19 protein-coding genes are annotated in these 24,622 nt (G+C 70.3%); 12 read left to right on the top strand and 7 right to left on the bottom strand.

The genetic code is table 11. From position 1 onward, the window contains the following. Positions 1–22: 22 nt before the first annotated feature. The 6 genes from ACG00Y_RS08560 to ACG00Y_RS08535 all read right to left on the bottom strand — a co-directional run bounded on the left by ACG00Y_RS08560 (position 23) and on the right by ACG00Y_RS08535 (position 9,462). Entirely contained in the window at positions 23–1,717 is a 1,695-nt protein-coding gene (locus ACG00Y_RS08560; RefSeq protein WP_394477843.1) for an AMP-binding protein, read from the bottom strand. A 95-nt stretch (positions 1,718–1,812) separates the two neighbouring features. Further along, the gene (locus ACG00Y_RS08555; RefSeq protein ID WP_394477841.1) at positions 1,813–4,575 is read right to left on the bottom strand and encodes a serine/threonine-protein kinase; all 2,763 of its coding nucleotides are present in this window, start codon (positions 4,573–4,575) and stop codon (positions 1,813–1,815) included. A gap of 16 nt (positions 4,576–4,591) precedes the next feature. After that, positions 4,592–5,176 carry an ECF-type sigma factor gene (locus ACG00Y_RS08550; RefSeq protein ID WP_394477839.1) on the bottom strand — a complete coding sequence of 195 codons (585 nt, stop codon included), beginning with the start codon at positions 5,174–5,176 and terminating at the stop codon, positions 4,592–4,594. A 1-nt stretch (position 5,177) separates the two neighbouring features. Further along, on the bottom strand, positions 5,178–6,464 hold the full coding sequence (locus ACG00Y_RS08545; RefSeq protein WP_394477837.1) for a tryptophan--tRNA ligase: 1,287 nt from the start codon (positions 6,462–6,464) through the stop codon (positions 5,178–5,180). Positions 6,465–6,505: 41 nt separating this feature from the next. Continuing rightward, the gene (locus ACG00Y_RS08540; RefSeq protein ID WP_394477835.1) at positions 6,506–7,528 is read right to left on the bottom strand and encodes a LacI family DNA-binding transcriptional regulator; all 1,023 of its coding nucleotides are present in this window, start codon (positions 7,526–7,528) and stop codon (positions 6,506–6,508) included. A gap of 11 nt (positions 7,529–7,539) precedes the next feature. Further along, the gene (locus ACG00Y_RS08535) at positions 7,540–9,462 is read right to left on the bottom strand and encodes a glycoside hydrolase family 3 protein (RefSeq protein WP_394477832.1); all 1,923 of its coding nucleotides are present in this window, start codon (positions 9,460–9,462) and stop codon (positions 7,540–7,542) included. A 99-nt stretch (positions 9,463–9,561) separates the two neighbouring features. On the opposite strand from ACG00Y_RS08535, the gene ACG00Y_RS08530 reads away from it, so the two are divergent. The 6 genes from ACG00Y_RS08530 to ACG00Y_RS08505 all read left to right on the top strand — a co-directional run bounded on the left by ACG00Y_RS08530 (position 9,562) and on the right by ACG00Y_RS08505 (position 17,457). Continuing rightward, positions 9,562–10,908, top strand: a complete 1,347-nt coding sequence (locus ACG00Y_RS08530; RefSeq protein ID WP_394477830.1) for a GH1 family beta-glucosidase — start codon at positions 9,562–9,564, stop codon at positions 10,906–10,908. 130 nt (positions 10,909–11,038) lie between these two features. Next, the gene (locus tag ACG00Y_RS08525) at positions 11,039–12,271 is read left to right on the top strand and encodes an ABC transporter substrate-binding protein (RefSeq protein WP_394477828.1); all 1,233 of its coding nucleotides are present in this window, start codon (positions 11,039–11,041) and stop codon (positions 12,269–12,271) included. 2 nt (positions 12,272–12,273) lie between these two features. After that, positions 12,274–13,149 (top strand): carbohydrate ABC transporter permease, encoded by an 876-nt coding sequence (locus ACG00Y_RS08520; RefSeq protein WP_394477826.1) that lies wholly within the window; start codon positions 12,274–12,276, stop codon positions 13,147–13,149. Next, a complete protein-coding gene (locus tag ACG00Y_RS08515; protein WP_394477822.1) occupies positions 13,149–14,015 on the top strand; it encodes a carbohydrate ABC transporter permease in 867 nt (288 codons plus the stop codon). The genes ACG00Y_RS08520 and ACG00Y_RS08515 overlap by 1 nt, the downstream gene beginning before the upstream one ends. After that, positions 14,012–15,073, top strand: a complete 1,062-nt coding sequence (locus tag ACG00Y_RS08510) for an ABC transporter ATP-binding protein (RefSeq protein ID WP_394477820.1) — start codon at positions 14,012–14,014, stop codon at positions 15,071–15,073. The genes ACG00Y_RS08515 and ACG00Y_RS08510 overlap by 4 nt, the downstream gene beginning before the upstream one ends. Positions 15,074–15,201: 128 nt before the next feature. Further along, positions 15,202–17,457, top strand: a complete 2,256-nt coding sequence (locus tag ACG00Y_RS08505) for a putative bifunctional diguanylate cyclase/phosphodiesterase (protein WP_394477818.1) — start codon at positions 15,202–15,204, stop codon at positions 17,455–17,457. Here the strand turns inward: ACG00Y_RS08505 and asd are convergent. After that, positions 17,444–18,244, bottom strand: a complete 801-nt coding sequence (gene asd / locus ACG00Y_RS08500) for an archaetidylserine decarboxylase (RefSeq protein WP_394477816.1) — start codon at positions 18,242–18,244, stop codon at positions 17,444–17,446. The two genes, ACG00Y_RS08505 and asd, sit on opposite strands and share 14 nt — an antisense overlap. Positions 18,245–18,312: 68 nt before the next feature. Here asd and trhO point away from each other — a divergent pair, with 68 nt between their 5' ends. The 6 genes from trhO (at position 18,313) to ACG00Y_RS08470 (ending at position 24,620) form a co-directional block, all read left to right on the top strand. Beyond that, entirely contained in the window at positions 18,313–19,110 is a 798-nt protein-coding gene (trhO, locus tag ACG00Y_RS08495) for an oxygen-dependent tRNA uridine(34) hydroxylase TrhO (protein ID WP_394477814.1), read from the top strand. Between the two features lie 104 nt (positions 19,111–19,214). Beyond that, positions 19,215–20,516, top strand: a complete 1,302-nt coding sequence (locus tag ACG00Y_RS08490) for a UDP-N-acetylglucosamine 1-carboxyvinyltransferase (RefSeq protein WP_394477812.1) — start codon at positions 19,215–19,217, stop codon at positions 20,514–20,516. A gap of 2 nt (positions 20,517–20,518) precedes the next feature. Further along, positions 20,519–21,409, top strand: a complete 891-nt coding sequence (locus tag ACG00Y_RS08485) for a hypothetical protein (protein WP_394477810.1) — start codon at positions 20,519–20,521, stop codon at positions 21,407–21,409. Positions 21,410–21,554: 145 nt separating this feature from the next. Further along, positions 21,555–22,454 (top strand): pseudouridine synthase, encoded by a 900-nt coding sequence (locus ACG00Y_RS08480; protein WP_394477808.1) that lies wholly within the window; start codon positions 21,555–21,557, stop codon positions 22,452–22,454. Then, on the top strand, positions 22,451–23,536 hold the full coding sequence (locus ACG00Y_RS08475) for a GGDEF domain-containing protein (protein WP_394477806.1): 1,086 nt from the start codon (positions 22,451–22,453) through the stop codon (positions 23,534–23,536). Before ACG00Y_RS08480 ends, ACG00Y_RS08475 begins: the two co-directional genes overlap by 4 nt. 136 nt (positions 23,537–23,672) lie before the next feature. Next, positions 23,673–24,620 carry a GGDEF domain-containing protein gene (locus ACG00Y_RS08470; protein ID WP_394477804.1) on the top strand — a complete coding sequence of 316 codons (948 nt, stop codon included), beginning with the start codon at positions 23,673–23,675 and terminating at the stop codon, positions 24,618–24,620. Positions 24,621–24,622 lie beyond the last annotated feature (2 nt).

Raw genomic sequence — 24,622 nt, 5'->3', positions numbered from 1 at the left:
GCAGGGCTGGGCGAGGGGCTTGTCAGTCCCCGAACTGCACCTTCGCCCGCTTGCCAGCCCACGCGTCGAACTTGCCTGCGTAGGCCTCCTCGACGCGGTTGCGCTTGACCTTGAAGGTCGGCGTGATGAAGCCGTTGTCCACCGTCCACGGCGTCTTGATGAGCACCAACGTGTCGAGCTGCTCGTGCGGGTCCAGCTTGGCGTTCACGGCTGCCAGATGCTGGGTCAGCTCGGCCTGCAGGCCGGCCGCGTCGCTGCTGGCGCGCTGCACGCCTTGCGGCGACAGCATGGCGATGCCCAGCGGCTGGCCCATGTTGGCGCCGGCCACGCAGCAGGCCTCGATGGCGGGGTTCATGCCCAGCTTGTCCTCGATCGGCGCGGGCGCGACGTACTTGCCCTTGCTGGTCTTGAACAAGTCCTTCACGCGTCCGGTGATGCGCACGCAGCCGTCCTTGTCCTGCGTGACCTTGTCGCCGGTGTGAAGCCAGCCGTCCTCGGTCAGCGCGTCGGCGGTCAGGCCGGGCTCCTTGTAGTAGCCCATCATCAGCGCCGGGCTGCGCATCTGCAGCTCGCCGCTGGCGGGGTCGATGCGCGTCTGCACGCCGGCATAGGCCGGGCCCACGGTGCCGCGCTGGTTCACGCCGGGCAGCGTCATGTGCGAGAGCGCGAGGTTCTCGGTCATGCCGTAACCCTCGTTGATGTGCAGGCCCAGCGTGCCGTACCACTCCAGCAGCGCCACGGGCATGGGCGCGGCGCCACCGACGGCGATGCGGCACTGGTCCAGGCCCAGCGCCTTCAGCACCTTCTTGCGCACCAGCCCGCCGATGATGGGCAGGCGCAGCAGCGTGTTCATCTTCTGCGGCGGCATCTTGGCCTGCACACCCTGCTGGAACTTGACCCACAGCCGCGGCACGCTGAAGAAGATGGTCGGCCGCGCGCGCTGCAGGTCCTGCGTGAAGGTGTCCAGCGACTCGGCGAAGAACACCTTGAGTCCGACCTTCAGCCAGGCATGCTCGATCAGCACGCGCTCGGCCACGTGGGCCAGCGGCAGGTAGGACATCATGCGGTCGCTGGCGCTCATCGGGAAGCGATCCAGCCCCTCGGCGATCGCCCAGGTGAAGGCGCCGAAGCTGTGCATGACGCCCTTGGGGTTGCCGGTGGTGCCCGAGGTGTAGATCAGCGTGCACAGCTCGTCGGCGCCGCGCGTGGGCTCGCCCTTCAGCGGCTCGGTGCGGGCGCAGAGGGCGTCCCAGCTTTCATAGTTCTGCTTCACGTCGTCGGGCGACAGCGCGTAGCTGGCGCCGGGCAGGCTGGCCGGCACGCCGGGCTTCATGCCCTCCCAGCCGTCCAGCTTGCCGATGAAGACGAAGCGGGCCTCGCTGTGCGTCAGGATCTGCTGGATGGTGTCCGCCGCCAGCGTCGGGTACAGCGGCACGCTGACATAACCGGCCATCCAGATGGCGAGGTCGCTCATCAGCCACCAGGCGCAGTTCTTGGAGAGGATGGCCACCTTGGCATCGGCCGGCCAGCCTTCGGCGGCGCCCTTGGCCTTCAGGAAGGCGGCCATGCGGCGCACCTGGTCGCCCACCTGGGTCCAGGTGAAGTCCTTGACGTCGGCGCCGCCCATGGGCTGGGTCAGCGTGATGCTGGCGCCCGCACTGCGTTCCCAGTGGTAGAGGCGTTGCAGGGCGAGTTGATCGGCGGCGATGGTGGCCATGGGGGTCTCCTGTTCTTCTTCGGGAGGAGGGAAGTTACCTGCACGGCCCGCTCCTGCCCCTACGGGTAAACGCGTTTTTGCGTGGAGAGTTGACCCTAAAAACGCCACTCGCAGTCGGCCGGCAAGTCCTCGGCCAACCGGGTGGCGAGGCCGGTCAGCGGGTGGGGCGAGGCCGTCAGCGAGGCCAGGTTGGCCGGCCGTGCCTGCTCGGCGCGGGCCAGCGCGTCGGCCCAGGGCTGGCCGTTGGCACGCAGTGCGCAGGCCAGCTGCAGGCGAGCGCTCCACTCGGGCAGGCCCTGGGTTTCGGGCAGCGCATCGAAGTAGGCGACGCGCTCGCGTGCCGCCGCGAGCGCGGCCTGCGGCGTGCCGGCCAGTCGGCCCTCGAAGACGGCGATGCGGCTCATGGCGTTGCGCGCCTGGGCCAGCACCGGGCGCAGCGCCTGCAGCCTCGTGCTCACGTCGCGCGCCAGCGCCAGGCCTGCCGGGCCAGCGCCTGGCGCCAGCGCCACGCGGCCCAGCATCAGCAAGCCGTCGGCGCGACGCACGTCGCCGATCAGCGGTGCACCGTCAAGCCCGGCCAGCGCCTGCGCGGCGGCCTGCACGGCGGCGGCGTCGGCCCCGCCGGCCGCCAGCGCACGGGCTTCCAGCAGCTGGATGCGGCGCAGCTGGCCGGTGACGGCGTCTTCGGCACCGGCCGCGTCCGTGTCCGCCTGGGCTCGTTCCAGCTGTGCGCGGGCGGCGTCGAACTCGCCGAGTTGCTGCAGGTAGATCGCCAGCTGCTGGCGCATCAGCGAGCTGCCGTGGTTGCCGGGGCGGGCCAGCGCGTCCCAGCGGGCCACGAGTTCGTCGCTGCGGGCCGTGGCGGCGGCGGCGCTTTCCGTGGCGAGGCGCCAGGAAGTGAAGATGTGGTTGCGTTCCAGCACCAGGCTCGGCCGCACGCGTGCGGGCTCCGCAGGCCGCCACAGTGGGCGCGTCGTTTCCAGCAGCGCGACGGCCTCGCGGATGCGCCCCTCGCTGGTCAGCACCACGCTGGCATAACCCTTGAACCGGGCGTGCTCCATCGGGTTGTCGGCGTTGACCACGTCGTTGGAGCGGCGGCCGATGTCCAGCTCGCGGTGGGCGTCGGCAAAGCGGCCCACGCGCGCATACGCTACCAGCAGATGCATGCGCAGCGCGTGGGACTGCGCGCTCATCTGGCCATGGCGCTTGTCCACGCGCGGCAGCACGGGCTCCAGCAGGTCGATGACGGGTTGGCCGCCCGCCACTGCGGAGTGGATGTTGGCGAGCGCGACGGCCGCGTCGTCGGCGAGTGGGTGCGTGGGCCCGAAGGCGGCGCGGGCATGGGTCAGCCGTGCCTGCGCCAGCTCGGCCGCCACGCCGAAGCGCTGCAGCGCGAAGTAGGTCTTGCCCAGCGTGTCGTAGATACGGTCCTTGACCTCGGGTTCGTCGTTGAAACGCTCCGTCAGCTCCTGCCGCTTCCTGTCCAGCAGCTCGATCACCGTCGGCTGACGGCCCGCGTTGCGGTCCGGGCTGGCGGCGCTCAGGACTTCGCTCAGATAGCCCGTCACCAGCTCCGCCCGCGCCGCCGCCGCCTGGGCCTGGCTGCGCTGCCAAAGCGCCGCTGTCATGCCTGCCGTCAGCGCCGCGAAGACCAGGCTGCCGCCCAGCGCCACGGCAGCATTGCGCCGCATCCACAGCCGCATGCGGTGGCGCCAGTCGTCGCGGCGCACGCTGACCGGCCGCTGGGTAAGCCAGCGCTGCAGGTCATCAGTCAGTGCGCCCACGCTGGTGTAGCGCTCTGCGGGGTTCTTGCGCAGGGCCTTGGCGACGACGGCCTCCAGGTCGCTGTCCACACGCCGCACGTCGGGCGGGCGGCCAGGGCCGGCATCGGCGCTGTCCTCCTCGGCCCGGCCCAGGGTCTGCCGCAGCCGCCGTGCTTCGCCGTGCACGACTTCATGCTCCAGCGCCGTGCGGCTCGAGCTGCGCTTGCCGAACGGCAGCTGGCCGGTGGCCAGCTCGTGCAGCATGACGCCCAGCGAGTAGATGTCCGCCGCCACGCCGATGGCACCGCCGGTGATCTGCTCGGGTGCGGCGTAGGCCGGCGTCAGGCGCCGGCCGGTGATCTGCGTCAGCGCGTTGTCCGACTGCTGGCCCGAGTCGTCCAGCAGCCCGGCGATGCCGAAGTCCAGCAGCTTCGGTGCCCCCTGCTCGTCGACGACCACGTTGCTCGGCTTCAGGTCGCGGTGGACGATGAGCTGGGCATGCGCGTACTCCACGGCGCTGGCGACGCTGACCAGCAACTGCACGCGCTCGGCGAGGCTGCGGCCACGCACATGCGCCGACAGCGTCTGCCCGGCCACGTACTCCAGCACAAGGAAGGCGCGGCCGTCCTTCTCGCCGGCGTCCAGCAGCCGCGCGATGCCGGGGTGGGCCAGCCGGCCCAGCAGCGCGCGCTCGCGGGCGAAGCGCTCGGCCAGGCCGGCGCCGGCCACGTCGTCGCGCAGCAGCTTGATGGCGGCCTCGCCCTGGTAGAGGCCGTCGGCGCGCTCGGCCCGCCACACCTGGCCCATGCCGCCTTCGCCCAGCAGCTCGGCCAGGCACCAGGCGCCGAAGCGCTCGCCGGGCTGGGCGGCAGGCGCCGCAGGCTCGGACAGCGCGCCGGCCAGTTGCTGCTGGAAGCCGAAGATGCTGCTGCCCACCACGGTCGGCACTTTGGCGGGAAGGTTGGCCAGCATGCGCGTGAGCGGCGCAGCCAGCTCGGGCGGCAGTGCGGCGAGCCGCGCCTCGCGCTCGGCCTCAGGGAGGTCTGTCAGCTCGTCGAGCAACAGGGACAGCCGCTGCCAGTCCGAGATCTGCATGGCCTGCCAGGCGCGGTCAGTACGTCGTGTCGGGCGGGTCGCCCAGCAGTTCCTGCAGCAGCGCCCGCGCCTTCAGCAGCTCGCGGTTGATGCTGCGTGTGGAAATATCGCGCAGCGTCGCGACCTCGGCGATGGTCAGGCCCGCGAAGCCGATCATCTCGATCAGCTCGTACAGGCCGGCGTCCAGCTCGCGCATGCGTGCCAGCGCCTGGTCCAGGCCGATCAGGTCGACGGCCTGGCTCTGCACGGCGGCCACGTCGTCGGCGGCCGACAGCGTCACCATGACGGCGTCGCCGCCGCGCTTGTCGCGGCCCTCGGTGCGGAGGTGGTCGATGACGACCGAGCGCAGCACGCGGCCCACGTAGGCGAAGAACTGGCCGCGCGTGTCGCCCTGCAGGCCTTGCTGGTCGGCCATGCGCAGGAAGCCCTCGTGCACGAGGGCGGTGGTGTTCAGCCCGGCAGCATGGCCGCTCTGGGCCAGCCGCATGCGGGCGACACGCTTGATCTCCGGGTAGAGCGCCGCGTAGAGCTGCTGCAGCGCCGCCGCGTCGCCGCGCGCGGTGCCGGCGAGCAGCTCGGTGATTGCCGGCGTAGTGACCACGTCAGACGTCTTCCTGGAAGGCAGCCAGCGCCGCAGCGATGTCGGCCTCGCTCCCCTCGCGCTGCACCGGCGCGTCGGCGACCCAGCCTTCCTTCTTCAGTCGCGCCACCCACTGGCCCGCCTCGCGGCCCTGCTCGAAGCCGCTGCTCTGCAGCAGCAGATCACCGCCGGCCGACAGCAGCTTGAAGTAGAACTTGCCGTCCGCCTCGCGGTACTGCTTGAAGACGGGCAGCGCGGACTTCTCCACCTTGGCCTGGGCGGTCACCGCAGTGGCGGTGTAAGGCCGCAGGCCGACGGCCTCGCGCAGGTCTTTAAGGAACGGCACGGCGATGGCGCGGGCCTTGGCGGCGCCGGCCTGCAGGATGGCCTCGAGCTGCTCGGGGTTGGCCATCAGCTGGGCATAGCGCTCGCGCATCGGCCCGATCTGCGACTCGATCTGCGCCACCAGCTGCTGCTTGGCCTCGCCCCAGCCCAGGCCCGCCCGCAGCGCCGCGCGGAAGGCAGTCCGCTCCTCGGGCGTGGCGAAGGCGTCGTACAGCGCCACCAGCGCCTGGCCGTCCGGGTCCTTGGGCTCGCCGGGCAGCTTGCTGTCGGTGACGATGCGTGCCACCGCCTCCTTCAGCGCCGCGCTGCCGCCTTCAAAGAGCGGCACGACGTTGTCATAGCTCTTGCTCATCTTGCGGCCGTCCAGGCCCGGCAGCAGTTCCATCTCGGCGTCGGTCACGGCCTCGGGCAGCGTGAACAGCTCCCGGCCCTTGCCGAAGAGATGGTTGAAGCGCTGGCCGACGTCGCGGGCCATCTCGATGTGCTGGATCTGGTCCTTGCCCACCGGCACCTTGTGCGCGTTGAACAGCAGGATGTCGGCCGCCATCAGCACCGGGTAGCTGAACAGGCCCAGGCTGACGTTGGCGTCCGGCTCCTCGCCGGCAGCGACGGCCGCGTCGACGGCGGCCTTGTAGGCATGGGCGCGGTTCATCTGGCCCTTGGCCGTGACGCAGGTCAGCAGCCAGGTCAGCTCGGGGATCTCGGGGATGTCGCTCTGGCGGTAGAAGGTAACGCGGTCGGCGTCCAGGCCGGCGGCCAGCCAGGTGGCGGCGATGGCGCGGCTGGAGTGGGCGAGGCGGTCCGGCTCGTCGCACTTGATCAGCGCGTGGAAGTCGGCCATGAAGAAGAAGCTCTCCACGCCGGGCGCGCGGCTGGCTTCGATGGCGGGGCGGATCGCGCCGACATAGTTGCCGAGGTGCAGGGTGCCGGTCGTGGTGATGCCGGTCAGGACGCGGTGGGACATGTGAGGGTCGAGGCCAAAAGTTCGCGACCCGGATTGTGGCCTCAGCTTCGTTTTCTGGACGGTGGTGCGGCTACCGACGCTCGCCACGTCACGGAGATGTCGAACTGCCTTGAGACGGGCAGTTCCGCCTCGTAGCAGCGGTTCAGCAGCCAGTTCAGCCCGGCGAGCGTGACTTCGTGGCTGGGGATGTGTACCGACGTGAGGCGCGGCGCGGCGAAGGCGGCGCTGGGCGAGTCGTCATAGCCCAGCACCGACACCTCGTGCGGCACCGACATGCCGCGTTCCTGGAAATGCGCCAGCAGGCCGATGGCCATCTCGTCGTTGGCGCAGAACACCGCGGTCGGCAGGCGCTTGAGCTTGAGCAGCGTCTCGGCCGCGTCCCAGCCGGCCTGGTTGGAAAAGTCCCCCGGCACCGTCAGCACCTTGGTTGTGTCCAGCCCGCGCAGCGCCAGCTCGCCCATGAAGCCGGCGATCCGGGCCATGTTGTCGGGCGACGAGGCGGGGCCGGCGACGACGGCGATGTCCTTGTGTTTGTGCTGCAGCAGCGCGCGCGCGGCCTGCACGCCGCCCTGCACATGGTCGGCCGTGAAGCACTGCTCCTTGATGCGGTCGAAGTGGCGGTTCAGCACGACGACCTGGCGCGCCGCCGTGCCCAGCGTCCTGATGTCCTCGTCCTGCAGCGCGTTGGACATGACGATGAGACCGTCGCAGTCGCGGTCCAGCAGGAAGCGCATGCCGTCCACGGTCTCGGCGCGCTCGTCCGCCCGGCCCGCGCCGAAGGCCACCACCATGTGCAGGCCCTGGCCGCGCAGCACCGTGTCGATGACGCGCAGGATGGGCGTGTAGTAGGTGCCCAGCAGGTAGGGGATGTAGACGCCGATCAGCTTTGACGTGCCGTTGCCCAGCGAGCGCGCCGCGTGCGAGGGCCGGAACTTCAGCTGCGCGATGACCTTGCGCACGCGCTCGGCGGTGGCCGGCGCGACGGAGCCGTTGCCGCTGATGACGCGCGACGCGGTGCCCACGCCCACGCCGGCCAGCCGGGCCACGTCCTTGATGGTTGCCATGCCGTCGCCGCTCAGAGGGGGCACAGGGCCGGCGGGTCGGCCAGCTCGGGCAGCGGCCTGGCCGCCGCCGTGGTTTCCTTGCCGCTCAGGCCGGCGCCGAGGGGCCACTGCGGCTTGGCGTCGCGCGTGCTGAACTGGCAGGGCCCCGCCGGCCAGGGGAAGGACAGCCGCCCCGTGAAGCCGGGCCAGGCCTTGCCGACGCCGGATTCGACCAGCAGGTCCACCATGCCCGCGCCTTCGCTGCCCGGCAGCCAGGCGGCGATGAAGGCGTCGCTCTTGTTGGCCATGTCGTTGACGTACAGCGGCCGCCCCGAATACAGCAGCGTGACGACCGGCGCGCCGCGCCCGGCCACCTTCTGCAGCACGGCCGCGTCCTTCGGGTGGCGGCGGCTAAAGCGCAGGTTCTCGGTCAGGCGTACATCGCCCTCGCCCTCGGCATAGGGCTCCTCGGCCAGCACGGCCACGACGGCGTCGAAGCGTGCCGGGTCGCTCTTCGAGCCATCGGCATCGAATGTCACCTGTGCCTCGCCCAGGCGCTGGCGCAGCGCGGCCAGCAGCGTGGTGGCCTGCGGGTAGTCGGCGTTGCTCGTGTCGCGGCCCTGCCAGGTCACGCTCCAGCCGCCGGCCTGGCGCTTCATGTCGTCGGCCGCTTCACCGACGACCAGCACGCGCGCCGTGCCCTTCAGCGGCAGCAGACCCGGCTTGTGCTTGAGCAGCACCAGCGACTCGCGCACCGCGCGGCGGGCCAGTTCGGGCGCCTGCAGCGCCTCGACGGTGGCGGGCACGGCGGTGGGCACGGACATGCTGAACTTCACGCGCAGGATGCGGCGCACGGCGTCGTCCAGCCGCGCCATGGGGATGCGGCCCTGTTCGACGGCGCGCACGGTGTTGGCGTAGAACTCTTTCCACTTGAAGGGCACCATGACGATGTCCATGCCGGCATTGATGGTGGCCGGGCAGTCCTCCGCCGTGCAGCCGGGCACCTGGGCCTGGCCGTCCCAGTCGCTGACGATGAGGCCGTCGAACGCCAGGCGCTGCTTCAACACATCGGTCAGCAGCGTCTTGTTGCCGTGCATCTTGCCGTGCTCGACATAGTCGGCGCTGTCGGTCCAGCTGCTGAACGAGGCCATGACGGTCAGCACGCCGGCGTCCAGCGCGCCGAGGTAGCCGGCGCCGTGTACGTTGGCCAGTTCGGTGGGCGAGGCATGCGCCACGCCCTGGTCGATGCCGCGGCGCGTGCCGCCGTCGGCCACGTAATGCTTGGCGGTGGCCAGCACGCCGCGGCCGTCCTTCAGGCCGTCCTGCAGCCCTTCGACGGCCGCCTGGCCGAGGCGGCGCACGAGGGCCGGGTCGGCGCTGTAGCTCTCGTAGGTGCGGCCCCAGCGCACGTCCTGCACGACGGCCAGCGTCGGCGCGAAGGCCCAGTGCAGGCCCGTGGCGCGCACGGCCCGGGCGGTGGCGCGGCCGATGTCGCGCACGAGGTCGGCATTGCGCGTCGCGCCCAGGCCGATGTTGTGCGGGAAGAGCGTCGCGCCGCGCACATTGTTGTGGCCGTGCACGGCGTCCGTGCCCCAGATCAGCGGGATGCCGGGCGTGGCCTGCAGCGCCGCAGCCTGGAATTTCTCGGACAGCGCGCGCCACTGCGCGGGCGTGGCTGCCTTGTCCATGTCGGGCCAGCCGCCGCCGCCGTTCAGCACGGTGCCGATGCCGTAGTCGCGCACCTCGTCGGGCGTGATGGCGCGGATCTCGGGCTGCACGATCTGGCCCACCTTCTGGCGCAGCGTCAGCGTCTTCAGCGCGGCCTCGACTTTGGCCTCGACGGCGGGGTCGCGCACGGGCTGGCGGGCCGGCCAGGCGTTGACGATGGCGTCCGGCTCGGCGGCGCCGGCCGTGGTGGCCAGCAGCAGCGCCAGCGCGAGGGGGAGTTGTCTCATATCTGCCTTCGTTTGGGGTCGCGACGGTAGGGGTTCGCAATGGCGGCCGTCAAGACCCGCAGTTGCGCAAGCGTATGGAATCGGTTCCAATTCTGCGCCATGACGACGCACACCATCCCCACCCGCCAAGACTTCCCCGCCGACTTTCGCTGGGGGGTGTCCACTTCGTCCTTCCAGATCGAGGGCGCCGGCCAGGCCGACGGCAAGGGCGAGTCCATCTGGGACCGCTTCTGCGCCGAGCCCGGCCGCATCCGCGATGGCTCCAACGCCTTGGTCGCCTGCGATCACTACCACCTGTTCCCGCAAGACCTGGACATGGCCCAGGCGATGGGCGTCAACGCCTACCGCTTCTCCATCGCCTGGCCGCGCATCCTGCCCACGGGCCGCGGCGCCGTGAACGAGGCCGGCCTGGCCTTCTATGACCGGCTGGTGGACGGCATGCTGGAACGCGGCCTCGACCCCTGGGCCACGCTCTACCACTGGGACCTGCCGCAGGCGCTGCAGGACGAGGGCGGCTGGCTCACGCGCGACACGGTGGCGGCCTTCGTCGAATACACCGATGTCGTCACCCGCCGCCTGGGCGACCGCGTCAAGCACTGGATCACGCACAACGAGCCGTGGTGCTCCTGCATGATGGGTTACTGGGAGAACATCCACGCGCCCGGCGGCACCAGCCTCGCCGACGCGCTGCAGGCCAGCCACCATGTGCTGCTGTCCCATGGCCAGTCGATTCCCGTCATCCGCCGCAACTCGCCCGGCGCCGACATCGGCATCACGCTGAGCCTGCACCCCATCACCGCCGCCTCCGGCAGCGCCGAGGATGCCGCCGCAGTGAAGCGCCACGACGGCCTGCGCAACCGCTGGTTCCTGGACCCGCTGTTCGGCCGCGGCTATCCCGCCGACACGTTGGCGCTGGTTGGCGACGCCGCGCCCACCGTGCTGCCCGGTGACCTGGAGGCCATCGCCACGCCCACCGACTTCCTCGGCGTCAACTACTACTTCCCCGAGATGGTCAAGGACGACCCGGCCGGTGGCCCGATGCGCGCCAGCCTCGTCGAGAAGGAAGGTGTCGAGCGCACCGGCTTCGGCTGGGAGGTCTCGCCGCAAGGCCTGGTCGACCTGCTGACCCGCGTGCAGCGCGACTACAACCCGGCCGTCATCCAACTCACCGAGAACGGTTCGACTTTCGAGGACGTGCTGACGCCCGAAGGCCGCGTGCATGACAAGGAGCGCCTGTCCTACCTGCAGCGCCACCTGGCCGCGCTGAAGCAGGCGGTGGACGCCGGCGTGCCGGTCAAGGGCTACTTTGCCTGGAGCCTGCTGGACAACTTCGAATGGGCCGAGGGCTATCTGCGCCGCTTCGGCCTGGCCTATGTGGACTACGCCACGCAGCAGCGCACGCTGAAGGACAGCGGGCTCTGGTACGGCCGATTTCTGAACGAGTGATTAATGTTTTTGTGGCGTTTTAGCCCTGTGAGCGCTGATTTCTAAACGAAACATTACAGGGTTCTTGCTCAGGCGGCCTCCGTCGGGCTGCGAGACACTCCGGCACCGAACCCACAAGACCGGAGACAAGATGACATCACGCCGCCGTGCCCTGGCCGCTGCCTTGCTCACTGCCGCTGCCCTGCCGGCGGCTGCCCAGCCGTTGAAGGCCGAGGTCATCCACTGGTGGACCTCGGGCGGCGAGTCCGCTGCCGTCAAGACGCTGGCCGAGGCCTACAAGGCGCAGGGCGGCCTGTGGGTGGACACGGCGGTGGCGCTCGGCGAGCAGGCCCGCTCCGTGGCCATCAACCGCATCGCCGGCGGCAACCCGCCGACCGCCGCGCAGTTCAACACCACGCAGCAGTTCCGTGACATCGTCGACCAGGGCTACCTGAACAACGTCGACGCCGTGGCCCAGCGCGACGGTTGGGACAAGTTCCTGCCGCAGCTCGTGCTGGATGTCATCCGCGTCAAGGGCCACTACTACGCCGCGCCGGTCAACATCCACAACATGACCTGGTTCTGGTTCTCCAAGGCCGCCTTCAAGAAGGCCGGCATCGCCGAGGAGCCCAAGACCTTCGACGAACTCTTCGCCGCGCTGGACAAGCTCAAGGCCGCCGGCCTCGTGCCGCTGGCGCATGGCGGCCAGCCCTGGCAGGACGGCATCGTCTTCACCGCCACGCTGGCCCATTTCGGCGGCCGCGACCTCTACCTGAAGGTCTTCCGCGACCGCGACCCCAAGGCCATCCTCAGCGAGGATTTCAAGAAGGTGCTGCTCACCTACAAGCGCCTGCAAAGCTACACCGACAAGGGCTCGCCCGGCCGCAACTGGAACGACGCCACCGCCATGCTCATCAACGGCCGCGGCGGCGTGCAGATCATGGGTGACTGGGTCAAGGGCGAGTTCGCGCAGGCCAAGCAGGAGCACGGCCGCGACTACGGCTGCGCGCCCGGCTTCGGCCCCAAGGCGCCCTACATCATCCAGGGCGACGTGATGGTCTTCCCCAAGACCAACAAGCCCGACCAGATCAAGGCCCAGCAGCTGCTGGCCAGCGTCATCACGCAGCCGGCCACGCAGGTGGCCTTCAGCATGAAGAAGGGCTCCATCCCCATCCGCACCGACGTGGACGCCAGCAAGATGGACGCCTGCGCGCAGATGGGCCTGGCCGCCATGAAGGACAAGTCGCGCCACCTCGGCAACGGCGAGATCTACCTGACGCCCGACCAGAACGGCGCGCTGCAGGACGTCATCACCGCGTTCTGGAACCGCAACGTGCCGGTCGAGAAGACCCAGAAAGACATCGTCAGCGCCTTGAGGAATTGACGATGAAGCGTCGTTCCCTCGCCGCCTGGGGCGCGCTGCTGCCCCTGGCCGTCATCGTTGGCGTCGGCTATATCGGCACCGTGCTGTGGACGCTGCGCACGTCCATGTCCAGCTCGCGCACCTTCCCGCGCGACGACTTCGTCGGTCTCCAGCAGTTCGAGCGCCTGCTGGAGAGCGACCGCTGGATGCTGGCCATCCAGAACGTCGCCATCTACGGCGTGCTCTACATCACCGCGGCCATGGTCATCGGCTTCCTGCTGGCCGTCTTCATCGACCAGAAGGTGCGCGGCGAGGGCGTGCTGCGCACGGCCTTCCTCTACCCCTACGCGATGTCCTTCGTCGCCACCGGCCTGGTCTGGCAGTGGGTGCTCAACCCCGACAGCGGCCTGCAGCACGCGGTGCAGCAGCTGGGCTGGAGCAGCTTCCAGTTCGACTGGATCGTCGACCAGGACATGGTCATCTACACCGTCGTCATCGCCGGCACCTGGCAGGGGGCAGGTCTTGTCATGGCGCTGATGCTCGCCGGCCTGCGCGGCATCGACGAGGAGATCTGGAAGGCCACCAAGCTGGACGGCATCCCCGCCTGGCGCGTCTACCTGTCCATCGTGCTGCCGATGATGGCGCCGACGCTGGCCACCGTGTTCACGCTGCTGGCCGTCGGCGTCGTGAAGGTCTACGACACCGTCGTGGCCATGACCCAGGGCGGCCCGGGCATCGCCAGCGACGTGCCGGCCAAGTTCATCATGGACCACCTCTTCAGCCGCGCCAATCTGGGCCTGGCCTCGGCCGGCGCGGTGATGCTGCTGGTCACCGTGCTCGCCCTCGTCGCACCGCTGTTCTACGTGCGCAGCCGGCAGAAGGCGCAGGGAGGCCACTGATGGCGAAGAAACGCAAATCCGGTGCGCTGTGGGCCCGCTTCGGCATCTACGCCTTCCTGCTGTTCGCTGCAGCCTTCTTCCTGCTGCCGCTGTACGTCATGCTGACGACCTCGTTCAAGAGCATGGACGAGATCCGCCTCGGCCAGATCTTCGCGCTGCCGTCGGCGCCGTCGCTGGACGCCTGGCGCGCCGCGTGGAGCGAGGCCTGCACGGGCGTCAGCTGCGAGGGCGTGCGTGGCGGCTTCTGGAACTCGGTCGCCATCGCCGTGCCGTCCATCGTGCTGCCCATCCTGCTCGGCGCCATCAACGGCTATGCGCTGAGCTGGTGGAAGCCCAAGGGCGGCGAGTGGCTGTTCGGCATCCTGATGGTCGGCGCCTTCATTCCGCTGCAGGTGATGATCTATCCGCTCGTCAAGCTGGAGGCGGCGCTGGGCATCTACAGCAGCCTGCCAGGCATCGTGCTGGTGCACCTGGTGTTCGCGATGCCCATCATGACGCTGCTGTTTCGCAACTACTACGCGGGCCTGCCGGCCGAGCTGTTCAAGGCGGCGCGTGTGGACGGCGGCGGCTTCTGGCGCATCTTCATCCAGCTGGTGCTGCCGATGTCCACGCCCATGCTCATCGTCGCGGCCATCATGCAGATCACCGGCGTGTGGAACGACTACATCCTGGGCCTGACCTTCGCCGGCCGCGAGAACCAGCCGATGACGGTGCAGCTCAACAACGTCATCAACACGACGACCGGCGAGCGTCTCTACAACCTCAACATGGCCGCGACCATCCTCACGTCGGCAGTGCCGCTGTTGGTCTATCTGATTTCGGGCCGTTGGTTCGTTCGCGGCATCGCCGCCGGGGCAGTGAAATGAGTGGCGTCAACATCGAAGGCCTGAGCATCAAGTTCGGCCACAACGAGGTCATCAAGAACCTCGACCTGCAGGTCATCGAGGGCGAGTTCCTCGTGCTGCTGGGTCCCTCGGGCTGCGGCAAGTCGACGCTGCTGCACAGCATCGCCGGCCTCATCGACGTGAGCGCCGGCCGCATCCACATCGGCGGCCAGGACATGACCGATGCCGAGCCTGCGGAGCGCGGCATCGGCATGGTGTTCCAGAGCTATGCGCTGTACCCGACGATGACGGTCGAGAAGAACATGAGCTTCGGCCTGCGCGTGGCCGGCACGCCCAAGGCCGAGATCGCGCGCCGCGTTGCCAAGGCCGCCGAGATGCTGCAGCTCACGCTGCTGCTGGATCGCAAGCCCGCCCAGCTGTCCGGCGGCCAGCGCCAGCGCGTCGCCATCGGCCGGGCGCTGGTGCGCGAGGCGGGTGTGTTCCTGTTCGACGAGCCGCTCTCCAACCTCGACGCCAAGCTGCGCGCCGAGCTGCGCCGCGAGCTGAAGCTGCTGCACCAGACGCTGGGCAGCACCATGGTCTACGTGACGCACGACCAGGTCGAGGCAATGACGCTGGCCTCGCGCATCGTCGTCATGAAGAGCGGCGTCATCCAGCAGATCGGCACGCCGGCCGAGGTCTACGAGCGGCCCGTCAACCTGTTCGTCGCCGGCTTCCTCGGCGCGCCGGCCATCAACCTCGTGCCGGCCAAGGTCGGCGCGGATGGCCAGTCGCTTGAAGGCGCATTGCCGCTGCAGCTCGCTGCCGGCCGCGTGAAGGCCGGCCAGAACGTCGTGCTCGGCGTTCGCCCCGAGCATGTGCGCCTGCAGGCCGACGGCCGCTGGCGCGCCACCGTGCAACTCGTCGAGCCCATGGGCAACCACCAGGTCGTCTGGATGAAGCTGGGCGAGCAGGGCTTCTCGGTGCTGGTGCATGACGGCCGCCGCGTCACGGCCGGCGAGGAACTGGCCTTCGACATCGACGAGCCCCTGCTCAGCGTTTTCGACGCGGCCAGCGAACAGCGCCTGCCGTCGTCGTGACAGCCTGCGGGTGAGGCAAGCCCTGGCACCTGGGAGCGTGACATCCGGCCGGTGTTGCTGACTTGCACACCTGACCGGAAACTTTCACCCCGTGTTGCAGCGCGGTCGGTCATCGCTAGGATGAGGCGATGACCGGTCTGCTCCTGATCAGCACCAGCTTGATCACCATGCTGGGCGTGACGCTGCTGGCGCTCGCCCGCCTGGAGCCCGGCCATCCCCACATCAGCGACTGGGGCTGGAGCCACGTGCTGCTGGCCCTCGGCCTGACGCTGGGCGTGGCGCTCGTGCCGGCGGACACGGCCTCCTTGCCTTACCGCGTGCAGGCCACCGTGGCGACGGCCTGCGTCATCGCCTCGCTGGCCCTGCAGCTGGCGGGCGCCGCACGCTATCGCGGCCAGCCCTGGCGGTGGAGGCGCAATGCGCCGGTGTTTGCCGCGCTGCTCGTCGCCATCCTGGCGCTGGCCCTGCTTGAGCAGCGCTACGGCGTCGTCGCTGCGGCCTTCGTGCTGACCGGCGGTGCCTGGCTGGCGGCGGCCTGGCTGTGGCGCGACGGCTCGCGCAGCGAGCGCTTCGTGGCGGGCTGCTTCGTTGCCTCGGGCGCCGTCCACCTCAGCGGCCCGCTGCTCGACCCGCTGGCCCGCTCCACGCTCACCCACGTCGCCGGCACCTATGTGCAGATGACGCTGGCCATGGCCCTCATCCTGCTGTCGGTGCGCCGCGCCCACCACGAAACCGAGCGGGTCAACGCACGGCTGCGTCAGCTCTACGAGCAGTCCATGCAAGGCCTCATCGTCGTGCGGGAGGGCCGCGCCGTCTATGCCAACCCGGCCGCGCTGCAGATATTCGGTCTTGCTCGCCTGGACGGCGAGCGTCCCATCGAGGCCGGCATGGCGCCCGCCGACGTCGAGGCCTTCCGGGCGCGCTGCGCCCAGCTGATGGCGCAACGCGGTGGCCACATCGCCTGGGAGGGCGAGCGCCTGCGCCGCGACGGCAGCGCCGTCTACCTGCGCGGCATCACCAGCTACATCGAATGGGAAGGCGACCCCTCTTTGCTGGTGCTGATGCTGGACGACACCGAGCGCCAGCGCGCCATCGAGGCGCTGCGCCGCCAGGCCTTGCACGACGAGCTGACCGACCTGCCCAACCGCCATGCCGCGCTGGACCGCCTTGCCGAGCTGACCGCGCCCGGCAGCCCCGGCTTCGCGCTGCTGTCGGCCGACGTGGACCGCTTCCAGCTCGTCAACGAAAGCCTGGGCCACGAGACCGGCGACGCGCTGCTGCAGGCCATCGCCCGGCGCCTGGGCGACGCGCTGCCGCCCGGCGCGCTGCTGGCCCGGCTGGGGGAAGACCAGTTCCTGCTGCTGCAGCCCGGCGTTGACGACGACGCTGCCGCGCTGCTGGCCGGCCAGCGCCTGCTGGCGCAGATGAACGCGCCGTTCGCCGTGGGGCACCGGGCGCTCTACGTGCACCTGTCGGTCGGCGTCGCGCGCTACCCGGCCCACGGCGAGAGCGGTGCGGCGCTGCTGCGCGCCGCCGACATCGCCATGCACCAGGCCAAGCAGCAGGCCGGCGCGGCCGTCGTCGCCTACCGTGCCGGCATGGCGGCCGGCGCGGGCGACCTGCTGGAGATCGAGCAGGCGCTGGCTGCGGCCATCGAGCGCGAGGAGTTCCAGCTCGATTACCAGCCCAAGTACGGCGCCGGCCTTCGCCGGCTCGCCGGCTTCGAGGCACTGGTGCGCTGGCAGCGGCCGGGCCAGGGCCGCGTCAGCCCGGCAGACTTCATCCCCGCCGCCGAGCGCACCGGCCAGATCGTCGCGCTTGGCGCGCTCATCGTGCGCCAGGCCATGCGCCAGCTGCGCGACTGGCAGCAGCAGGGCCTGGCCGTGCTGCCGGTGGCCGTCAACGTGTCGCCGCTGCAGTTCGAGGACACCGGTTTCGCCGACTGGGTGCTGGCGCTGGTGCAGGCCCACGGCCTGGCGCCGGCGCTGCTGGAGGTCGAGATCACCGAGACCGCCGCGATGACGCACATGGAGCGCGTGCTGCCCCAGCTCGCCCGCCTGCGCGAGGCCGGCGTGGGCGTGGCGTTTGATGACTTCGGCACCGGCCAGAGCTCGCTGACGCTGCTGCGCCGCCTGCCCATCTCGACGCTCAAGCTGGACCGCAGCATGGTCGAGCCCCTGCCCGAGCCGTCGGCCGGCGCTGTCGTGCGCGCGGCCTGCGTCGTCGCCGAGGCGCTGGGCCTGGCCATCGTGGCGGAGGGCGTCGAGACCGAGGCCCAGGCCGGCGAGGCCGAGCGCCTGGGTTGCACGCATCTGCAGGGCTGGCTGCTGGGGCGGCCGCTGGCAGCGGACGCGGCCGGCGCGCTGCTGGTCAGCGCGCCATAAGTTCGCCCATGCGGATCGCGCCGCCGGGCTGCCAGCTGTCGTTGAACTGCAGGCCGCTCTTCTCGAACAGCATGACGACCGTGGAGCCTAGCAGGAAGCGGCCCATCTCGTCGCCTTGCGCCAGCGTGACCTGGCCGGGCGCGTAGTCCCATTCCCGCACCGGCCCGCGCCGGCTGACGGGGCCGTGCCAGACGGTCGTCATGCTGCCGACGATGGTGGCGCCCACCAGCACCAGCACCCAGGTACCCAGCGTGTCGTTCTCGAACACGCAGACGACGCGCTCGTTGCGCGCGAACAGCCCCGGCACGCCGCGCGCCGTCGTCGGGTTCACCGAGAACAGCGCGCCCGGCACATGCACCATGCGCACGAGGCGCCCGGCGGCGGGCATGTGAATGCGGTGGTAGTCCTTGGGGCTGAGGTAGAGGTTGGCAAACAGGCCGTCCTGGAACTTGGCGGCGAGCGCCGCGTCGCCGCCGACAAGCGCCGTCGTCGAGAACGCCTGGCCCTTGGCCTGGAACACCTGGTCGCCCTGGATGCGGCCCACCTGGCTGATCGCGCCGTCCACCGGGCAGATCAGCGGTGCCTGCGCCAGCGGCCGGGCGCCGGGCTTCAGCGCGCGGGTGAAGAAGTCGTTGAAGGTCGCGTAGGCCGTGATGTTGGGCTCCGCCGCCTCGGCCATGTTGACGCCGTAGCGCGCCACGAAACGGCGGATCGTCGACGTCGTCATGCCGCCGCGCGGCTTGCTCGCAATGCGCCCGGCCAGGCGGGTCATGGCCGCTTTGGGCATCAGGTATTGGGGGAGGACTTTGAGGCGCGACATAGGGGGCGGAGTTTAAGAGTCGACAATTCCGGCCCATGTCCTTTGTGCACAGCTCCTTCTACCGTTTTACCCCGATGCCGGACCCGACCGGCTTTGCTGAATGGCTGCGCGAACGCGGCGCGGCGCTGGCGCTCGGCGGCGTCGTGCTGGTGGCCGAGGAAGGCCTGAGCGCGGCCGTGGCCGGTGAGGCCGAGGCGGTCCACACGTTTGAAGACGAACTGCAGGCGCAACCCGGCCTCGCCGACCTGCACTTCAAGCACAACGCCTGCGAGCGCCGCCCCTTCAGCCGCTTCAAGGTCTCGGTCAAGCGCGAGATCGTCGCCTTCGGCATTCCCGGCGTGCAGGGTGACGCGACCGACACCCACGTCAGCCCGCAGCGCTGGCGCGAGCTGCTGGCCGAGCCCGACACCGTCGTGCTCGACAACCGCAACACGTTCGAGTTCAAGCTCGGCCGCTTTCGCGGCGCCATCGACCCCGGCGTGCCCCACTTCCGCGACTTCCCCGCCTTTGTCGAGGCGCACCGCGACGAATGGCAGGGCAAGACCGTCGCGATGTATTGCACAGGCGGTATCCGCTGCGAGAAGACGGCGGCGTGGATGCAGGAGCGAGGGTTGAAAGTGGCCCAGCTCGATGGCGGCATCCTGAACTTTCTCGAAGCCTTTCCCGACGCGGCGGCCGATTGGGAAGGCGAGTGCTACGTCTTCGACAAGCGCATCGCCATCGATGCCGCCGGCCGGGAGACGGGCACGACGGCGGAGCAGGTCTTCACCGACCCGGGCGATGCCTGGCGGCTGAACCGGGCCAAGCGGCTTGACCCTGCAGCGGACGATTGATTCCCCCGGCGCGGAGCAAACCTTCCGGACGGCGGCGCATGCGCCCCGCCCCAAACGTCGACAATGCCACCGCGCGCCGCTTGCGCGCACTGAAATCTCATTCGATGTCCCACCTGATCGTCCACGGCGGCACGCCCCTCTCGGGCCGCATCACCCCCTCGGCCAACAAGAACGCCGTCCTGCCCATCCTGTGCGCGACGCTGCTGACCCGGCAGCCTGTGCGCCTGCGCGGCGTGCCCGAGATCACCGATGTGAAGAAGATCGTCGAGGTCTTCCGCAAGCTCGGCTCCATGGTCGAGCTGGACTTCAAGACCGGCATCCTCGACGTCCATCACCGCGACACGCACTTCGACCCGGCCACCGACCGGCTGCCCGAGGAGATGCGCTCCTCCATCATGCTGGTGCCCGGTCTGATGGCCCGCTTCGGCGCGGCGCGCATCGAGGACGACGTCAAGGGTTGCACGCTCGGCGCGCGCGAAATCGACCCGCATGTGGAGGTGTTCCAGCGCTTCGGCGCCGACGTGGAGCGCCTGCCCGATGGCCTGGTGCTGCACGTCAAGCGCCCGCTCTCCGCCAACGACCACTGGACCGACTACGCCTCCGTCACGACGACCGAGAACTTCGTGTTGTGCGCGGCGCTTGCTGACGGCGTGTCCACGCTGACCAATGCCGCCAGCGAGCCGCATGTGCAGGAGTTCTGCAACTTCATGTCGCTGCTGGGCGCCAAGATCGAAGGCCACGGCACGTCGAAGCTGAAGATCACCGGCGTGCAGGAGCTGGGCGGCGCCGACTACACCTTCACCGAAGACTTCCACGAGATCGTCACCTTCCTGGCGCTGGGTGCCATCACCGGCGGCAACGTGCAGGTCAAGAACGGCGCGCCGGAGATGTTCCCGCTGCTGGACCGTACCTTCGCGAAGTTCGGCGTGCAGATCGTTCATGAAGACGGCTGGAGCCGCTGCGTCACCGACGGCCCGCTGAAGGTCAAGGAGCCGTTCACGCGCAACATCCTGCAGAAGGTGGAAGCTGCGCCGTGGCCTTATGTGCCGGTGGACCTGCTGCCCATCTTCGTCGCGCTCGGCGTCAAGGCCGAAGGCAGCGTGATGTTCTGGAACAAGATCTATGACGGCGCGATGGGCTGGACGAGCGAGCTGGCCAAGTTCGGCGCGCATGCCTTCCTGAGCGACCCGCACCGCATGATCACCTTCGGCGGCAAGCCGCTGAGCCCGGCCGAGGTGGAAAGCCCCTACATCATCCGCGTGGCCATCGCGCTGCTGATGGTGGCGGCCAGCATCCCGGGCAAGAGCGTGATCAGGAACGCGACGCCCATCCGCCGCGCCCATCCGAACTTCGTCGAGCACATCGGCGAGCTGGGTGCCCGCATGGAGTGGGTCGAGGGAGACTGAGCATGCGCTGGGCATGGGCCGTCGCGGCCCTGCTGACAGCGGCGGCCGCGCAGGCCGACACTATCCGCTGGGTGGCGCAGGACATGTCGCCGCACTTTAGCTTCATCCACGGCCATGCGCCGCGCAGCGTGGCCGAGCTGGGGCGGGGCGAGGTGGATGGCTTCATGCGCGTGCTGCTGCCGCGCATGGCCGGCGTGCAGCATGCGTTCATCGAGGCCAGCACGACGCGTTACGAGGCACTGAGCCGCAGCGGCCAGACGCTGTGCTCCACGCTGCATGTGCGCACGCCGGAGCGCCTGAGCTGGCTGTACTTCTCCCACCTCTACCCGTCGCTGGTCTCGCGCGAGATCCACGTCATCGTGCGGCGCGATGCGATGGCGAAGATCGCGCAGGGCCCTGCGGGGGATGGCCGCGTCGTACTGGCGGACCTGCTCAAGCGTCCCGACCTGCGCCTGCTGCTGGCGCGCGACCGTGCCTTCGGGCCGCAGATCGATCCGCTGCTGGCCGGGCACGCCGTGCCGCGCCAGGCCGTGCGCGCCCAGCACAGCAGCCAGTTGTTGGACATGCTGCGCGCCGGCCGCATGGACTACACGCTGGACTACCCGGCCGTCGTCAAGGATCACCTGCGGCGCGCTGGCGACCCCGACGCCCTGGTCGCGCTACCCGTGGCCGAGGGCCTCAGCACGCTGCTGGCCACCGTCTCCTGCAGCCGCACGCCCGAGGGCCGGCGCCAGATCGAGGCCATCGACGCCGCCGTGCGCGCGCTGGCGCGGGAGCCGGATCGCGCCGCCTGGGTGCGCGAGTGGCGTGGCGTCAAGTTCGATGCCGTCGACCTGAAGCGCCTCAACACCTACATGGACGAGCGCGCCCGGGGCGGCCCGCGCATCGAGTGAGCGCCGCGCCGGGCCGCCCCAAGCAAGCTCGCTCCCGCCTGGCGGGAGTGAGCCCGGACATGAGATGCCCTGAGGGCATCTCGTGCCTGGCGAACGCCTGGCCGATCCGTCGGCCAGGCAAGGCCGCAGGCCGAAGGGTGCACCAGTGAGTCGTCCACGCAAACCCGAGCTGCCGCTGCGTGAGGGCGTGGCCGCCAGCGCCGTGTTCTGCCCGCCCGGGCCCTGGGCGACGACGGCGGCCTTCCTCGCCGAGCGCCTGCCCCGTGTCGACGACTGGGCTGAACGCCTGGCGCGCGGCGATGTCGTCGACGATGATGGCCGCGCGGTGCAGGAGGCGTACCAGCCCAACCGCCGCATCTACTACTGGCGCCACCTGGCCACGGAGCCCGACGTGCCCGGCGCCGAGCGCATCGTCTTCCAGGACGAGCACCTGTTGGTGGCCGACAAGCCGCACTTCCTGCCCGTCACGCCCAGCGGCCTCTACGCCCGGCAGACGCTGATGGCGCGGCTGCGCCACCGCACCGGCCTGGCCGACCTCATCCCCGTGCACCGGCTGGACCGCGAGACGGCCGGCCTGGTCGTCTTCAGCCTGAAGCCGGCCGAGCGCGACGCCTACCACCGGCTGTTCCGCGAGCGCGAGGTCGAGAAGGTCTACGACGCCATCGCGCCCTGGAGCGAAGGCCCCTGGCCACGCGTCGTGCGGCACCGCCTAGAAGAGCCGGACACCGAGCAGTTCCTGCAGATGCAGGTCGTCGCCGGCGAGCCCAATGCCGAGACCCACATCGCCCTCGTCGAGCGACTGGACGGTGGCCTGGCCCGCTACGAGCTGCGCCCGCACACCGGCGCCCGCCACCAGCTGCGCGCGCAGATGAACGCGCTGGGCTTGGCCCTGGTCGGCGACCGCGTCTACCCGCTGCTGCAGCCGCATGAGAACCCGCCGCGCTTCGACGCGCCGCTGCAACTCATCGCCCGCGAGATTGCCTTCACGGACCCGATCACCGGCGAGCCGCGCCGGTTTTCACGCGCCACAATCGCCGCCACATGACCGCTGTCGACACCCAAGCCCAGGTCCAGGAGCTGCGCCGCCAGCTGCAATCCCTGCTCGAAGCCGCCACGGCCAACGAGCGCAAGCTCGATCGCTTCGACGCGCTGGAGCGGCGCCTGATGGCGGTCGAGTCGATGGAGGAACTGGTCAACCTGCTGCTGGTGGAATGCCGCGCCGACTTCGGCCTGGACGCCGCCGAGCTGTGGCTGCTGGACCCCGACGGCGAACTCAGCCGCGCGCTGCCCAGCCTGCCCATGGCCCATGCGCCGCGGCTGCTGGAGAACCACCTGCCGCTGAAGGACTTGTTCGGCGCCGCGCGCACGGCCCGCCTCATCGGCCCCGGCCATGGCGAGGCGCTGCTGGCCCAGGCCTTCGGCGACGGCACGCCGGTGCGCTCGGGCGCGCTGCTGCCGCTGATCCGGCAAGGCCTGCTGATCGGCAGCCTGCACTTCGGCGCCAACGACGCCGAGCGCTACGACGCCGCCTCGGGCACCAAGTTCCTGGATCGGCTGTCCACCATCGCAGCCATCGCCATCGAGAGCATGCTCAACCGCGAGCGCCTGCGCCGTGCCGGCATGACCGACGGCCTGACCGGCGTGCACAACCGCCGCTACTTCGACCACCGCAGCCTCATCGAGTTCAGCCAGGCCGTGCGCCACCGCTACCCGCTGGCCTGCCTGTTCCTGGACATCGACCACTTCAAGGCCATCAACGACGGCCACGGCCACCCGGTGGGCGACGAGGTGCTGCGCCAGGTCGGCGGCCTCATCCAACGCTCGCTGCGCACGGGCGACTTGGCGGCCCGCTACGGCGGCGAGGAGTTCGTCGTGCTGCTGCCGCGCACCGACCTGGCTGGCGCCCGCGAGGTGGCCGAGCGCATCCGCCTGACGGTGCAGGACGCGCCCTTCATCACGCCCGAGGGCGGCACGGTCAGCGCGACGCTGTCGGCCGGCCTGGCCATGCTGCCGGCCGGCGCGGTGAGCTTCGCCGAGCTGCTGTCGGCGGCCGACCGGGCGCTCTACGAGGCCAAGCGCGCCGGGCGCAACCGCACCATCGCCGACACGGCGGGCGAAGCCGCGTGAGCTTGGGCGCCGCCGCGCGCCCCCTGACAAACCCCGAGCCCGAAACTCTCACAGCCGCTGGCGAGGCCGTGACAATTTGTGCCTTGCCGGCGCGCCCATGAACCTCGAATCCCTTGCCCCGCCTTCGGACCCCGCCATGCCGCGGCGGCTCAGCTCCGTGCGCTGGCGGCTGATGCTGGCCGTGCCGCTGGCGACCGCCGTCGCGGTCGCCTTGTTCGCGTGGAGCGCGGGCGGCTTCGCGCCGGTCGCTGGCGGCTGGGAGCGCGCCGGCTGGATGGTGCTGCTGCTCAGCGCCATCCAGCTGCTGCTCATCGAGGCCATGCTGCTGCGCCCGCTGCGCCGCCTGGCGGCCGGCTGCGAGGCGATGGAATCCGCGCCGCTGCCGTTGACGCCCGAGGATGCGGCGCCCACGCCGGGCCAGGCCGCCGAGCTGGACCGCATCGGCCACGCGATGCGCCGCGTGCGTGGCTCGCTGTGGCAGCAGGACCAGGACGCCCGCGAGCTGCGGCGCGAGCTGTCGCAGCAGCGCCTGCTGCTGGAGCAGGCCCACACGGCGCTGGAAGCCAACCAGCGCGAACTGGCCAGCCTCGCCCGCACCGACGCGCTGACCGGCCTGGCCAACCAGCGCGCCTTCGACGAGGCGCTGCGCCGTGAGTTCAAGCGTGCGCAGCGCCAGCGCGGCCTGCTGGCGCTGGCGGTCATCGACCTGGACGACTTCAAGCGCTTCAACGAGCGCTACGGTGCGGATGTCGGTGATGCTGCGTTGCAACGCATCGCGGCGCTGCTGGACGAGCGCTTCAAGCGCGACACCGACGTCGTCGCCCGCCTGGGCGGCGAGGAATTCGTCGCGCTGCTGCCGGGCTTCGGCATGGCCGAGGCGCAGAACGTGCTGGAGTTGCTGCGCGACGACCTGCGCACGCTGCGCCTGCCCGACGGCGAGGGCAGCCTGACCGTCAGCATCGGCCTGGCCGCCGCCAGCCCGGCCCATCCCTACCTGAGCGCCCAGGCGCTGATGCAGGCGGCCGACGAGGCGCTGTACATCGCCAAGCATGCCGGCCGGGACCGGCTGAGTCTTGCGGCTTGACT

The sequence above is a fragment of the Pelomonas parva genome (assembly GCF_043555835.1).
In the GTDB taxonomy this organism is placed as follows: domain Bacteria; phylum Pseudomonadota; class Gammaproteobacteria; order Burkholderiales; family Burkholderiaceae_C; genus Pelomonas; species Pelomonas parva.
Note: the sequence above shows the minus strand (reverse complement) of the source record. Positions and strands in the feature narration are given on the sequence as shown.